Genomic DNA, 12,785 nt, shown 5'->3' on the forward strand with positions numbered 1-12,785 from the left:
GCACGATAAGGCTTGATTACCCGCATGGTTTCAGACACCGCCAGTCCCACAACGATGAAGGCCAGACCGAGATTCCATGCGAATGTCTGGTGGCTGGTAGCATCGGCGGTGATTGCGGGGCTTGCCCTTCTGCCCGTGGCGGCATTGGTGACGGAAGCCATGCAGGGCTCGACGGGGCTGTGGGCACACCTTCGCGATACGGTGCTGGCAACTGCCCTGCCGGACACGCTGATTCTGCTTCTCGGCGTCGGGATTCTTGCAGGTATTCTGGGTACGGCGTCGGCCTGGCTCGTCGCAGCGCATGATTTTCCAGGGCGCGGCATTCTCGAATGGGCGCTGCTCCTGCCGCTCGCCATGCCCACCTACATCATGGCTTACGCCTATCTCGATATTCTCCACCCGCTCGGTCCCGTCCAGGGGGCAGTGCGCTGGCTGCTTGGCTATTCCAGCCCGCGCGAGTTTCGCCTTCCCGATATTCGCTCCATGACCGGATGCATCCTGCTGCTCGGCTTCGTGCTCTATCCGTATGTCTATATTCCCGTGCGAGCCATGTTCCTGACCCAGGCCGGCAATCTGCTCGAGGCTGCGCGGCTTTTGGGTACGTCTCGCAGATCGCTTTTCCTGCGGGTCGCCGTTCCCTTGGCGCGTCCAGCCATCGCCGTGGGCATCAGCCTGACCTTGATGGAAGCCCTGAACGATATCGGCGCATCGGAATTTCTTGGCGTCCGCACCCTGACGGTGTCGATCTACACCACCTGGGTGACGAAGTCGGACCTGCCGGGAGCAGCGCAGATTGCCCTTTGCATGCTGGTGCTGGTGGTGGGCCTTGTGGCGCTGGAGCGCTGGGCGCGGCGCAGGCAGCGCTACGCCCTCTCCGCCCAGAAAAGCAGGACGCTCGAACCGCTGCGGATCGAAGGCGCCTGGGGTTGGCTTGCTTTTGCGCTCGGCGGCCTGCCGATCCTGATCGGCTTTGCCGGACCCGCCCTCTATCTCATGACGCAGGCCTGGACGCGCTATCAGTTCAGCGGTGTTTCCGCGCGCTTCCAATCCGAGGCCGTGAACACAATCGTTTTTGCCGGACTTGCCACCCTCGTCACATTGTTTCTGGGACTCGTGGTTGCTTATGCCATGCGCATCGTGCCGGGCAGGGGGTCCCTATGGTGCTTCCGGCTGGCGACGGTCGGCTATGCTGCGCCCGGAACCGTGATCGCCATCGGCGTGCTGATCGCTCTTGGCGGATTCGACAGGTTTGTCGATCAAACCATGCAGAACTGGTTCGGCATCTCCACCGGGCTTCTGCTGATCGGCAGCGGGGCCGCCTTGATCTTTGCCTATACAGCGCGGTTCCTGACGATCGCCGCAGGCGGGATCGACGCTGGCTTGAGCCGCATTCCTCTCTCCTTCGATCACGCATCGCGCACCTTGGGGCGTGCGCCCGGCGCAACCTTCCGCCATGTGCATCTGCCGCTATCCAAGGCGGCCATGGCGGCCGCAGGACTGCTGGTCTTCGTCGATTGCGTCAAGGAGCTACCCGCAACACTGCTTCTGCGACCATTGAACTTCGAGACTTTCTCGACGCAGCTTTATGGCGAGGCGGCGAGGGGGACCTATGAGGAAGCTTCGATTGCCGCCCTCGCTATCGTGCTGATCGGTATTCTCCCCGTTATCCTGCTCGCGCGTGTCGGCAAGCCAAAGGCGGCGTCACACGCGATCTGACATCACCATCTCACGCAAATGCGAGCACGCATCCCCGCGCGATCTGGGAACGATTTTTCCGTGATTGGGTTAATTCTCCATCAACGCACTGAAAAGAGGAGATGCAACCATGCTTCACCATGAACCCCGTGCCGGCCAGGACCCATACGTTCAGGATACTCCAAGCTTCATCGCCAGCGATAAGGTCGAAGGTACGAACGTCTATGGCGCGGACGGCAAGAAGATCGGCTCGATCGAACGTATCATTCTCGAAAAGCGCGGCGGCCGCGTTGCCTACGCCGTCTTGAGCTTCGGTGGCTTCCTCGGCATCGGCGACGAATACTATCCGCTGCCCTGGGAAAAGCTCCACTATGATGAAGAGCTTGATGGCTACCGCGTCGATCTGACGAAGGAACAGATCGAAAATGCGCCGCGCTTCGCCGAGCGCGAAGACGACAGCTGGTATGGCCGCGAGGACCGCAAGGTCTACGATTACTACGGCGTTCCGCCATATTGGATGTAAAACATCACACGCCAAACGGCTCCGAAAGGGGCCGTTTTTCTGTGCGGGCTAAGCGTAAAGAGGCAGCTGCCGTCGAATGGCTTAGGTGTGGTCACCAAAGTCCCTATTTCCAGAAAGGGACGCCCTTGAGCCCTGAGTCTTAGCCGTAATACGCCTTGTCCTCGGGCTGAGCCCGGGGACGGCAGAAGGGGGATGACGGGATCTCCGACAGCATAAAGGCCGCTCAGTGCGGCCTTCGTGTGGTTGCTTCCGAGACTGCGTCTTCAAAGCAGCGACGTGCTTCTTCAGGCGTCTTGCGTCCGTCCAGTGCTGCGCGGCATGCGCTGCGTGCTCGGACAAAATTCAGCCCACGGGCGTGCGGCCAGTTTTCGGTAAGTAGCGTCAGCGCATCGAAGGGGCCGGAGATCACGTTCCGGCTATTCTTGTCAAAGATGACTTCGACAGGTTCTGTCCATATGGTCTGCTTCATTGAACACCTCCCTAACAACCCAAGCTAACGCGTCATGCATTGGCTCGGTTCCCGTTAGGGAGACTATTCCGATGCGCCCGATTTTACAACCGGGAGCTTAGCGTCAACGGAAGCCAAAGAAAGACAGGATCGCAAGAACGATAACGACCAGGCCGACGATATAGATGATCTGATTCATGGGTTGCCTCCGCTGGGAGCCGGCTGTGCCGGCGCTTCAAATCTGTCACCATAACGTGAAGAAAGGCCGCAAGTTCCCGAGGAAGGCGTATTTTCGGTTGTGGGCGAGAAAATCGCGTGCGTTGTTTTACGTCCCCAGGGTGAACTGAACAACGTCGATCCGGCCGCCTCTGAAGCCCGCCGCGCAATAATGAAGATAATATTGCCACATGCGGCGGAAGCGCTCGTCGAAGCCCATCGGCTGGATTCGTTCCCAGTTTGCAATGAAAGCACGATCCCAAAGCATCAGCGTCCGGTCGTAGTCCTGGCCGAAGCGCAGCTCGTCGGTGACTGAAACGCCCTCGCGTGCTGCCGCCTGGCGGAACGCGGTGATGGAGGGAAGCATTCCACCGGGGAAGATATAGGTCTGGATGAAATCGGCGTTGCGGCGGTACTGGTCGAAGAACGGCTCGTCGATGGTGATGACCTGTACGACGGCCTTGCCACCAGGCGCCAGCAGTTCCCGCACCCGCTTGAAGTACACCGGCCAGTTCTCCTCGCCGACGGCTTCGAACATCTCGATGGAGACGATCTTGGAGTAGGTGCCTTGGCAATCGCGGTAATCCTCCAGCCGGATGTCGCTGCGCTCTGACAAGCCTGCCTTGGCAAGCCGGTTGCGCGCATAGGCGGCCTGCTCCTGAGAGAGCGTCAGACCGGTGACACGGCAGCCTGTCTTTGCCATGGCATATTCGGCAAAGCCGCCCCAACCGCAGCCGATCTCCAGCACGTGGTCGTCGGGCCCGATCTGCAGTTCTTCAACGATGCGGTCGTATTTGGCGTTCTGCGCTTCAGCCAGCGTCTGGCCGGGTTGTGTAAAGAGCGCGGAAGAATAGGTCATGGTCTCATCGAGCCATGCGCCGTAGAAGCGATTGCCAAGATCGTAGTGGAACGCGATGTTTCGGCGGCTTCCAGACTTGGAGTTGCGGCGCAGACGATGGCGCAGATAGTCGATGGTTGCCGTCAAACGTGACGGCTGCGAAAGCGACAGCCAGCTTTTTTCGTTGGCAACAGCGAGTTCCAGCAGTGAGGAGATATCCGGGCTGTCCCAGTCACCGTCCATGTAGGCGCGTGCAAAACCCATATCGCCACCAGTTACCAGGCGACGAACCAACCGACCTCGGTTCAGGCAAATGACCCCATGCGGTCCGGACTCCTTGCCTTGCAACACATATTCCTGCCCGCCGGGGAAAACGAGCGTCAGACGTCCATGCGTCAATCCGCTCAGTCTCCGGCAGATCATCCTTTGCCAGAAAGGGGCTGCGTGAAGGAGAAGCGGGCGCGTTTCCTGTTCAGCGTGGCTCATTTTTCATGCCTCCCATGATTGCGGCGTTTTGGCGGGGACGGAGCTCGCAATGCGGCTCTCAGCGGCCTTGTGACGATAAAGTGGATTGCCCTTGGCCCAGAGGAGAAGGGCTTCCCAGTGGATGGCGCCCATGATCTTGAGCGTCATCAGCGGATGGGACAGAAAACATCTGGCGAGCGCGCCATCCGTCAAAGGACGGCGCTTGCCGGTGAAGGAGGCGAACAGCAACTCGCCCTCGGCATCGCGCTCGTTGATGGCAACGCGCACCATCGCTTCCGGCGGATCGATGCGGAAATCATAGGTGCACTCCATCGGCACGAAGGGCGACACATACATTTCCTTGTCGCAGGCATGCCGGACGGTGCCGCCAGCGCCTTGCGGAGTGGGAATGATATAGGTGTGGCGCTCGTGGAAGGTGTTGCAGACCTCATAGAGAATGGCGACCAGCCGGTCATTCTCACGACGGTCACGGCAGAAATAGACCGTCAGCGGATTGAAGACATAGCCGAAGATGCGCGGGTAGCAGAGCATCTCGACACGTAGCTCTTCAAGCGGCACATCGATATCGGCCTCGCCAAGCCTCGTCCGGCACCAGTCCTTCAGCGCGCCCTTTTCACCGATGCCGTGGTCCTTGTCGTGAAAGCTGAAAATCGAAAAGCGATTATGGGCAAAGAGCAGCATCGTCTGATCGACCAGCGGCAATTCATCCAGGTCGAGAAGCATCGAAAAAACGCGGTAACGCAGCTTGTGCGGGCGCGGACGATGGCGCGCATGCACAACGTTGCCGGCGTAGATCGCGGAGCGCAACGTCATCAGACGCGCTCCTCTACGGGCGACATGAAGATGCGACCGGATTCGTTTTCCACCGTCCAAGGTCGTTTGACGCCGCCCAACGCTTCTGCGACCGCAAGGCCGGACTGAATGCCATCCTCATGGAAGCCGCTGCCGAAATGCGCGCCGCAGAACCAGGTGTTGCGACGGCCCTGCAGCGACCACAGGCTCTTCTGTGCTGCCATCGCCTTGGTATCGAAAAGTGGGTGGGTGTAATCGAAGCTCTGGATCACCTTGGCCGGATCGACGGCGCGAGAGGGGTTGAGCGTGACGAAGAGCGGCGTTGCAGGATCGATAGGCTGGAGCTTGTTCATCCAGTAGGTGACGCAAAGCGCCTCCGTACCGCGCGATCCCGGCTCGCTGAGATAATTCCAGCTGGACCAGACGGCTTTGCGCTTCGGCATCAGGCGCTCATCGCTGTGAAGCACGGCCGTGTTGTTCGTATATTCGAATGCGCCGAGAAGGGCCTGCTCATGATCGTCAGCGTCGGCAAGAAGCGACAAGGCATCATCCGCGTGCGTGGCGATCACCACATCATCGAAAACCGAGACATCGCCCGCGCGGTCGACGACCGTCACGCCCTCGGGCGTACGACGGATGGCGGCCACCGGGCTTGAAAGGCGCACCGTTCCGCGAAACTCGGCAAGCACGCGCGACACATATTCCCGGCTTCCGCCTTTGACCGTCCGCCACTGAGGGCGGCCGGAAAGCTGGACGAGGCCATGATTGACAAAAAAGCGAATGAAGGCGTGCAGCGGATAATCGCGCATGTCGTTGGCGGTCATCGACCAGATCGCAGCACCCATCGGCAGCAGATGATCGTCGATGAAGCCCGCTGAATAGTTGTTTCGATCGAGATAGGCGCCGAGACTGACGCCGCGCAGGCTCTCGTCTTTCAGAAGATCCGGCGCGACCTTGTAGAAGCGCATGATGTCCCGCACCATTTTCCAGAAGCGCGGGCGAAAGAGATTGGACTTCTGGCCAATCAGCCCGGCAAAGTCGGAGCCTGAATATTCAAGCGCTCCACCGCCAAGCGATGCTGCAAAGGACATGTCGGAGGCAGCCGTCTGCACGCCGAGATGCGCAAACAGAGCCACAAGATTGGGGTAGTTCTTCTCGTTGTAGACGATAAATCCCGTATCGACGGCAATGGGAGCCTTGCCCGCAGGTTCGACATCGACCGTATTGGCATGGCCGCCAGGTCGATGGTTGCTCTCGTAGAGCGTGACGTCGCAGGACTTGTCCAGGAGCCACGCAGCCGAGAGGCCAGAGATACCGGAACCGATAACGGCAACCTTGCGCTGTGCCTGTCCGTCTCTTGACCGCGACGATATATTCATGACTTCCAGGTCCATCTTCTTCATGTCGAACGTTACGCATGGCGATGCCCAATGGATTTCCGAAACGTTAAATTTTGTCTTCAGCCCTACCTCGAGTGATCCACTGAAATAGACGTGCCGTAGTCGCCATCATGACGATAAATGTTTCCATAGCGTCGGCGCCGTGCCACTATATGAGCAACAATAGGAAGAGGCCTGTTGCTCAGAAAACGCGTGGGAGCGAGGTAAAGCCTATTCGCATGGGTGAAACGGTCCAGAACAATATCGAGGACGAGCTTCCCGGACTGCTGAGAGCGATTGCATCGGAACGCAGTGTGGAGGCCTTCGAAGCCGTATTCCGGTATTTCGGGCCACGCGTGCGGATCTATATGTTACGGCAGGTGCGTGACGCGCAGGCCGCCGAGGAACTAATGCAGGAAACAATGATGACGGTCTGGAACAAGGCCGCCCTCTTCGATCCGGCAAGAGGCAACGTCTCCGCCTGGATATTCAGAATTGCCCGAAATCTCAGAATCGATGCGCACCGCCGCGATCGCCGTCCCGAATTCGATTTGAACGATCCGGCCTTCGTCGCCGATGATGCGCCGGCCGCCGATACCCAGATGGAAGAGTTGCAGGATGCAGAGCGTCTGCATCGGGCGCTGGCCGACCTGCCGCAGGAACAGCGTGATCTTCTGAAGCGTTCCTTCTTCGAGGAAATGTCCCATAGCGTCATCGCCCAACAGCTTGGCCTGCCGATCGGAACCGTCAAGTCGCGCATCCGGCTCGCCTTTGCCAAACTGAGAACAGAACTGGAGTCGCGCACATGAGTGTTCGGCACCACATCAGCGACGAATTGCTTCTGGATTATGCGTCGGGCAGTCTGGCGGAAAGCTGGAGCCTTGCGGTCGCCACTCATCTTGCGCTGTGTCCCGAATGCCGCAAGCGGTTGCACGCCATGGAAATGACGGCGGGTGCCCTTCTGCGTGACGTTGAACCTGCCCAGGGAATTTCCGAGGGTCAATGGAGCGCCATGAAGGCCCGCCTGCGCGCCGAGGCGCCTGCAACGCGACCTTCTGCAACAGCCTCAGCCGCGACCAAGGCGTCGGTCTTGCCAGAACCTCTGCGCTCCTATGCCGGCGGAGATATCGACAGGCTGAAGTGGAAGCCGCTTGGCCCAGGTGCGTATCATTTCCCCATCCCCACGCGTGATGGTGAAGCCCAGGTCCGCTTGCTGAGGATCCCGGCTGGAAAGCCTGTTCCCGAACACACCCATGGCGGGCGCGAGTTGACGGTGGTTCTCGCCGGATGCTTTCGCGATGGCGACGACGTTTTCCATCGCGGCGATTTCGAAGAGGCGGATGAGGATCTTACCCACCAGCCGATAGCCGGCGAGGGGGAGGATTGTATTTGCCTTGCCGTCACCGATGCGCCGCTGAAGTTCAAAAGCTGGATCGTCAGGCTGGTTCAGCCGGTTTTGGGAATTTGACGCCAGCTCATAAAAGGAAGTTTGCCGTATGCAACTGATCATCGCCTATGTCGCAACGGCTATCGTCTTCTTCGGGCTGGATTTCGTCTGGCTCTCAAAGCTCGCCGTCGGCTTTTATAAGCGGGAAATCGGGCAACTGATGCTGCCCAAACCCAATTTCGTAGCAGCAGGCGTCTTCTATCTCTTCTACATCGCAGGCATCGTCTACTTCGCCGTCGCGCCGTCCTTCACAGGCGGCTCTATCGGTGAAGCGCTACTCTCCGGTGCCATCTTCGGCTTCCTGGCCTATGGCACCTACGACATGACGAACCTGTCCACCCTCAAGGGCTGGACATGGCGTCTGTGTGTGGTGGATATCATTTGGGGAACACTGCTCACCGGCCTCGCCGCCGCAGCGGGAGCTTGGGCAACGCAGGCTTTCGCGTGAGTTCGTCTATATGAACAGCGCCCGCGCCGCCTACCGCAAGTGGATATTGATCACTTACGCAGGATGACCCAGATCGCATGGATGATGCCGGGTAGATAGCCGCACAGTGTGAGCAGGATGTTCAGCCAGAACTGAAGGCCGAGACCCACCTGCAGGAAAACGCCGACGGGCGGCAGGATGATGGCGAGCAAAATGCGAATGACGTCCACGATCTAAAATCCCATGTCCATTGTTATCTGGCCAGTAACGTGATTTGACACCAATTGGTTCAACGCCAGTTTCCACCGAGCGCATACAGTCCGTCCATTCGTTACGGACGCGCTTGCCGCCACAAGGCACTTCTGCAGGGTCGCGCCCTAAAATAGTTTTGCAATAAAACGGCTATGGTATTGTCTCTTTACGGTTTGGTAACCAAATATGTCGGACGGTAAGAAAGGGTGTTCATCGCCTCACCATATCCACATTAGCGCCTATGGTAGGATCCATGAAAAAGCCGATAGACAAAGCCGGACTGATCTTCGTCGCTCTCCTTTGCGTCCTGATCGGTCTTGTCCTCAGCATCGCCCTTTTTCGCGGCAACGTCCACATTGCCCCGCAGGGTATCGCTCCACAGGGCCAGGATGGGTCTCTAATTCCCCGCACAGCACCACATCAACAGACCAATTGAACTCGGTCAGAAGCCAATCTGACCGCTTGGCTCGCGTTAAAGCATGACTGGACGCAAAGCCTCCTTGTGGCCATGGGTCTGCATCGACGAAGATCAAATTCCGCTGAGCGCAACGTCGCGAGAGGCGTGATCAATGCGCTCCTGCAGCGCCACGGTGACGGCCTGTAGAAATTCCTGACGCCGCGGCTCGTCGTCTGCTGCCGGTGAGGACTTCAATCGCACGAGAATTTTGTTCATGAACCCCACATGGTTGAAGCTATCGGCTGCGATATTGACCTCAACCTCCTCCATGTAATGGGCGAGGTGAGGATCCAACTCGAGGTTCTCATCCATCTGGTACCGATTGGCCATCTGCTCTCCAAGCGTCGCCATCTGCGCGTACGGGCCAAATTCGTCGATCATTCAATCTCCTCTTGTGTTGAGAGACTAAGATAGGCGAGGCGATGAAGAAGCACGAGAGGCAGAAAATCCACATCGCGAAAACGTGAGATTGTGTTGAAAGGGATGCGGTGGAGAGGTTCGAGCGCTCTTTCGTGCCTCGGTTATTGCAACAGCCTCAATCGACGGGAATATGCCGGCGTCAATTTAACGACCGACGCCTAAAACGTTCCAATATGCGTTTGCACTCACCATTGAAGCCCTTGTGAGCGTCGGCTGTCGCTGATGCTTGCCCTTAGAGTTCAAAGGGATCGTCGGATGTCTTCACAGACGGCGAAGCGGTGAATGGGTCTTCGTCTTTCGGCGCGGGCTGTTGGGCATTCGCCAGCTTGTCAGTTGCCTGCTGACACGCAAGCATCTCATCAATCGCCTTTGAGGAACCCCTAAGTCGCAGAGATACAATTTGCTTGTCTGCGTAGAACGCTCTGAGCCCCAACTTCTTGCTGAACTCGCTGACAAAATCTGCGTCGCGCGTGTTGACTTTGAGATGAATGAACGAGTCCACCTTAATTGCCGACGCCTTCGCATTCCAAGGCGTTTCGCTATCAAATTGAATCCGGACAGGATATTCTTTACCGTCCTCTAGAGATTTCCACCTGGTGTTACCCAACGAAAAATACAGCAGACGGTCGTTGTCTGAAAATTCAAACCCAAGCCAGAGTACCGTTCCGTCCTCATAAGACGTTGTAACGTAGCAGGCGTTGCCCATAGAAGGGTCGGCACCATCCAGCCCGCGACCTCCTTCCACGGAATCGTCTCCGAATGGGCGATGAGCGGACTTGAGACGGCGAACAATGCTGTGCACAGTATTGCTTTCATGGCTCTACCATAGAGAGGGGATGAAGGTGCCTTATTTGCTCATGAGTTGAGATCACTGTCGAGTCGAATGGCTCGTAGAGCGAATAACGAGTCTCTGCTTGCGGCTATAGATGGAGCGCGCATCTGGAGCGAGGTCGGTCTCGGCTTTACAGGAATGTACGGCACAAGGTCGACTTCGGGTTGGCTTTGAACGCTTCGTGGAAAGTGGTGCAAGCAACGCGCACGCGCGAAGGAACAAGCACACCGACGGTGCACAAACATTAAACTGTACGACATCCCCGAACACCTCGACCAAGTGTGTAGGAGCGCGATAGCAGCCAAAAGTAGATTTGTCGCGGTGCCAGGAGTGCCAAAGCGAAGAGTGCGATTGGAGCAGCGCTGAGCTTTCGGAAGTCCCAAAAAGATTAGCCCTATTCGGTGTCGGGCGGGTAAGTCTTCAGTCCCAACGATGAAAGCACATACCTCTTGATCTTCCGCCGAGCCTTTCGGAGTGGCGAGATATATGGCGGCATTGCCATTGGGAAAGGGTGTGGCCATTTAGGTTCGATAGACGTGTAGGCCGTTCCCATTGCAGAATTGAGCGCGGCAACAACAGGCTGCGATTTCCGGCTGTCAATGTGCATTAAGCCATCGGACATTTCGGGTTGTAGGCCGCCGCGATCCGAGCGGAAGCTGTCTCGAAAATCGATCAACGGGGCAATACCCGATAATCGATCATTCATGACGTCCCGAATTGCAATTGCATCTTCAAAGCATTCGTCAGCGCTTCGGTAGTATTCCGTCAGAAGCACCTCCTTCGACGGAGGGATGACACACGAGATTGCCAAGCGTGCAGGGTACTTTTTTGCGAATTGAACGAATGCCTTTTCGAAACGGTCGCAAAGAGCCAAAGTTTCGGCTCTAGTGCTGGTCTGCCTGCCGCTGGCAATCTTTGGAATGTGAGCCCTGCAATCAATCTCACCAAATGACAGCACTACAACGTCATCTCTCGAAGGTTTAAAATTTCCCGGCACGATCGAGCTTATGCCATCCCTGGCAACCCGGTGCATCGTGACAGGCCCACGCTAATAGATTCGAGCGTCCGCTACGCCAGCATAGCAAAAAAGAGCGTGGCTGTCTCCCAACGTGAGCAGTGGCATGGACAATACCCGTCAAAAGATCTGGAAAGGCTTCGGCCATTCCATTACTTGTTCGGAGTATATCAGGAAATACTAAAATTATAGCGCTAGAGCGGCGATTCCTAAGCCAGGTGATCACAACTTTAGAGCAACCTGCTATAGATGCGCAGAAAGTGTATAGAGAATTGTTCTAACAGGCTAACATCTTAACAATACGACGTTTTCATTGGAAAATGGTGCCGCTTACGTGACTCGAACACGTGACCCCGTCATTACGAATGACGTGCTCTACCGACTGAGCTAAAGCGGCCTGCGCAAGCGCCGAAGATCTCTCGGCGCGGCGTATGGCGGGCTGATACAGCCATTAGGGCAGGATTTCAAGCGCTGAATGTCAGCTTGTTGAAAATTTCCCGCTGGCGACGAGCTTGTTCGCCTATGACGCGCAGACGCGCTGCTTCGCTGCAGCGTACTCCTGCGCGAGCCGGTCGACGAGTGCGGAGACGGGTTCGATGGCCTTCACCGCACCCACACCTTGCCCTGCGCCCCAGATGTCCTTCCAGGCTTTGGCGCCGGTAGAGGCGGCGGCGAAATCCATTTTCGAGGGATCGGCAACGGGCAGATTGTCGGGATCGAGACCAGACGCGACGATCGAGGCTTTAAGATAGTTGCCATGCACGCCGGTGAAGTAGTTGGAATAGACGATGTCATTGGCGTGCGCCTCGACGATCGCCTGCTTGTAGGCTTCCGTTGCGCGCGCTTCGCGGGTGGCGATGAAGGGTGAGCCGATGTATGCCATGTCCGCCCCCATGGCCTGGGCCGCCAGAATGGAGCCGCCATTGGCGATGGCGCCGGCTAGAAGCAGAGGGCCATCGAACCATTCGCGGATTTCCTGAACCAGCGCGAAGGGGGACAGGGTACCCGCATGGCCACCGGCACCAGTGGCAACTGCAATCAGGCCATCCGCACCCTTTCGGATCGCCGAGTTGGCGTGGCGATTGTTGATCACGTCATGCAGCACGATCCCGCCATAGGAGTGGATCGCGGCGTTGACCTCCGGGACAGCGCCCAAGGACGAGATGACGATCGGGACCTTATATTTCACGCAAAGCCCAAGATCATGTTCCAGCCGTTTGTTGGACATATGCACGATCTGGTTGACGGCAAAAGGCGCGGCAGGGCGGTCCGGGTTGGCGGCGTTGTGCGCGGCAAGCTCTTCCGTCATCATCGCCAGCCATTCTTCCAACTGGCTCTCTGGGCGTGCGTTCAAAGCGGGGAATGCCCCCACCACGCCTGCCTTGCATTGTGCCAGCGTCAATTCCGGATGCGAAATGATGAAAAGCGGCGAGGCAATCACCGGCAGTCGGAGATTGTCCTTGAGAATGGACGGTAGCATGGTTCCTCCCACGGAATGATACTTGGCGATTTACGTTTACGCGCACGTAAGATTTAGCCGAGGTGAGCACCGTTGAAA

Annotated in this window: 14 protein-coding genes and 1 tRNA gene; 6 read left to right on the plus strand and 9 right to left on the minus strand. The window is 57.6% G+C overall.

The window, feature by feature from the left end; translation table 11 throughout:
• Positions 1 to 24 precede the first annotated feature (24 nt).
• On the plus strand, positions 25 to 1,716 hold the full coding sequence (locus tag EYC79_RS03950) for an ABC transporter permease (protein ID WP_130977211.1): 1,692 nt from the start codon (positions 25 to 27) through the stop codon (positions 1,714 to 1,716).
• Positions 1,717 to 1,825: 109 nt separating this feature from the next.
• Positions 1,826 to 2,218 carry a PRC-barrel domain-containing protein gene (locus EYC79_RS03955; RefSeq protein ID WP_062427058.1) on the plus strand — a complete coding sequence of 131 codons (393 nt, stop codon included), beginning with the start codon at positions 1,826 to 1,828 and terminating at the stop codon, positions 2,216 to 2,218.
• 223 nt (positions 2,219 to 2,441) lie between these two features.
• On the opposite strand, the gene EYC79_RS03960 is transcribed toward EYC79_RS03955, so the two are convergent.
• From EYC79_RS03960 to EYC79_RS03975, 4 genes are all read right to left on the minus strand, one after another.
• Entirely contained in the window at positions 2,442 to 2,687 is a 246-nt protein-coding gene (locus EYC79_RS03960) for a DUF982 domain-containing protein (protein WP_062427057.1), read from the minus strand.
• Positions 2,688 to 2,991: 304 nt separating this feature from the next.
• A complete protein-coding gene (locus tag EYC79_RS03965) occupies positions 2,992 to 4,206 on the minus strand; it encodes an SAM-dependent methyltransferase (protein ID WP_062427056.1) in 1,215 nt (404 codons plus the stop codon).
• Positions 4,207 to 4,209: 3 nt separating this feature from the next.
• Positions 4,210 to 5,019 (minus strand): DUF1365 domain-containing protein, encoded by an 810-nt coding sequence (locus EYC79_RS03970; RefSeq protein WP_130977212.1) that lies wholly within the window; start codon positions 5,017 to 5,019, stop codon positions 4,210 to 4,212.
• Positions 5,019 to 6,392, minus strand: a complete 1,374-nt coding sequence (locus EYC79_RS03975; RefSeq protein WP_245495193.1) for an NAD(P)/FAD-dependent oxidoreductase — start codon at positions 6,390 to 6,392, stop codon at positions 5,019 to 5,021. Before EYC79_RS03975 ends, EYC79_RS03970 begins: the two co-directional genes overlap by 1 nt.
• A 224-nt stretch (positions 6,393 to 6,616) precedes the next feature.
• Between EYC79_RS03975 and EYC79_RS03980 the strand changes: the two genes are divergently transcribed.
• Genes EYC79_RS03980 through EYC79_RS03990 form a run of 3 tightly spaced genes read left to right on the plus strand, consistent with a single transcriptional unit; the run spans position 6,617 to position 8,272 of the window.
• Positions 6,617 to 7,186: a sigma-70 family RNA polymerase sigma factor gene (locus tag EYC79_RS03980; protein WP_130977213.1), complete on the plus strand. Its 570-nt coding sequence runs from the start codon at positions 6,617 to 6,619 to the stop codon at positions 7,184 to 7,186.
• The gene (locus tag EYC79_RS03985) at positions 7,183 to 7,845 is read left to right on the plus strand and encodes a ChrR family anti-sigma-E factor (protein ID WP_062427053.1); all 663 of its coding nucleotides are present in this window, start codon (positions 7,183 to 7,185) and stop codon (positions 7,843 to 7,845) included. Before EYC79_RS03980 ends, EYC79_RS03985 begins: the two co-directional genes overlap by 4 nt.
• A 28-nt stretch (positions 7,846 to 7,873) precedes the next feature.
• Positions 7,874 to 8,272 carry a DUF2177 family protein gene (locus EYC79_RS03990; RefSeq protein WP_062427052.1) on the plus strand — a complete coding sequence of 133 codons (399 nt, stop codon included), beginning with the start codon at positions 7,874 to 7,876 and terminating at the stop codon, positions 8,270 to 8,272.
• Between the two features lie 50 nt (positions 8,273 to 8,322).
• Here the strand turns inward: EYC79_RS03990 and EYC79_RS03995 are convergent, their stop codons facing one another.
• Positions 8,323 to 8,481 (minus strand): YqaE/Pmp3 family membrane protein, encoded by a 159-nt coding sequence (locus EYC79_RS03995; RefSeq protein WP_082447281.1) that lies wholly within the window; start codon positions 8,479 to 8,481, stop codon positions 8,323 to 8,325.
• 275 nt (positions 8,482 to 8,756) lie between these two features.
• Here EYC79_RS03995 and EYC79_RS04000 point away from each other — a divergent pair, with 275 nt between their 5' ends.
• On the plus strand, positions 8,757 to 8,939 hold the full coding sequence (locus EYC79_RS04000) for a hypothetical protein (RefSeq protein ID WP_062427051.1): 183 nt from the start codon (positions 8,757 to 8,759) through the stop codon (positions 8,937 to 8,939).
• Between the two features lie 93 nt (positions 8,940 to 9,032).
• Here the strand turns inward: EYC79_RS04000 and EYC79_RS04005 are convergent, their stop codons facing one another.
• From EYC79_RS04005 to EYC79_RS04020, 4 genes are all read right to left on the minus strand, one after another.
• Positions 9,033 to 9,341 (minus strand): hypothetical protein, encoded by a 309-nt coding sequence (locus EYC79_RS04005; protein WP_130977214.1) that lies wholly within the window; start codon positions 9,339 to 9,341, stop codon positions 9,033 to 9,035.
• Between the two features lie 271 nt (positions 9,342 to 9,612).
• Entirely contained in the window at positions 9,613 to 10,125 is a 513-nt protein-coding gene (locus EYC79_RS04010; protein ID WP_245495183.1) for a hypothetical protein, read from the minus strand.
• A 1,423-nt stretch (positions 10,126 to 11,548) separates the two neighbouring features.
• Positions 11,549 to 11,624: transfer RNA gene (locus EYC79_RS04015), tRNA-Thr, on the minus strand.
• A 123-nt stretch (positions 11,625 to 11,747) separates the two neighbouring features.
• The gene (locus EYC79_RS04020; protein ID WP_130977215.1) at positions 11,748 to 12,707 is read right to left on the minus strand and encodes an NAD(P)H-dependent flavin oxidoreductase; all 960 of its coding nucleotides are present in this window, start codon (positions 12,705 to 12,707) and stop codon (positions 11,748 to 11,750) included.
• Positions 12,708 to 12,785 lie beyond the last annotated feature (78 nt).

The organism is Agrobacterium cavarae, from assembly GCF_004310285.1.
GTDB classification, from domain to species: domain Bacteria; phylum Pseudomonadota; class Alphaproteobacteria; order Rhizobiales; family Rhizobiaceae; genus Agrobacterium; species Agrobacterium cavarae.

Coding starts and splice junctions, on each gene's coding strand:
- EYC79_RS03950 (WP_130977211.1), top strand. CDS start 25: ATGGTTTCAGACACCGCCAGTCCCACAACGATGAAGGCCAGACCGAGA.
- EYC79_RS03955 (WP_062427058.1), top strand. CDS start 1,826: ATGCTTCACCATGAACCCCGTGCCGGCCAGGACCCATACGTTCAGGAT.
- EYC79_RS03960 (WP_062427057.1), bottom strand. CDS start 2,687: ATGAAGCAGACCATATGGACAGAACCTGTCGAAGTCATCTTTGACAAG.
- EYC79_RS03965 (WP_062427056.1), bottom strand. CDS start 4,206: ATGAGCCACGCTGAACAGGAAACGCGCCCGCTTCTCCTTCACGCAGCC.
- EYC79_RS03970 (WP_130977212.1), bottom strand. CDS start 5,019: ATGACGTTGCGCTCCGCGATCTACGCCGGCAACGTTGTGCATGCGCGC.
- EYC79_RS03975 (WP_245495193.1), bottom strand. CDS start 6,392: ATGGACCTGGAAGTCATGAATATATCGTCGCGGTCAAGAGACGGACAG.
- EYC79_RS03980 (WP_130977213.1), top strand. CDS start 6,617: ATGGGTGAAACGGTCCAGAACAATATCGAGGACGAGCTTCCCGGACTG.
- EYC79_RS03985 (WP_062427053.1), top strand. CDS start 7,183: ATGAGTGTTCGGCACCACATCAGCGACGAATTGCTTCTGGATTATGCG.
- EYC79_RS03990 (WP_062427052.1), top strand. CDS start 7,874: ATGCAACTGATCATCGCCTATGTCGCAACGGCTATCGTCTTCTTCGGG.
- EYC79_RS04000 (WP_062427051.1), top strand. CDS start 8,757: ATGAAAAAGCCGATAGACAAAGCCGGACTGATCTTCGTCGCTCTCCTT.
- EYC79_RS04005 (WP_130977214.1), bottom strand. CDS start 9,341: ATGATCGACGAATTTGGCCCGTACGCGCAGATGGCGACGCTTGGAGAG.
- EYC79_RS04020 (WP_130977215.1), bottom strand. CDS start 12,707: ATGCTACCGTCCATTCTCAAGGACAATCTCCGACTGCCGGTGATTGCC.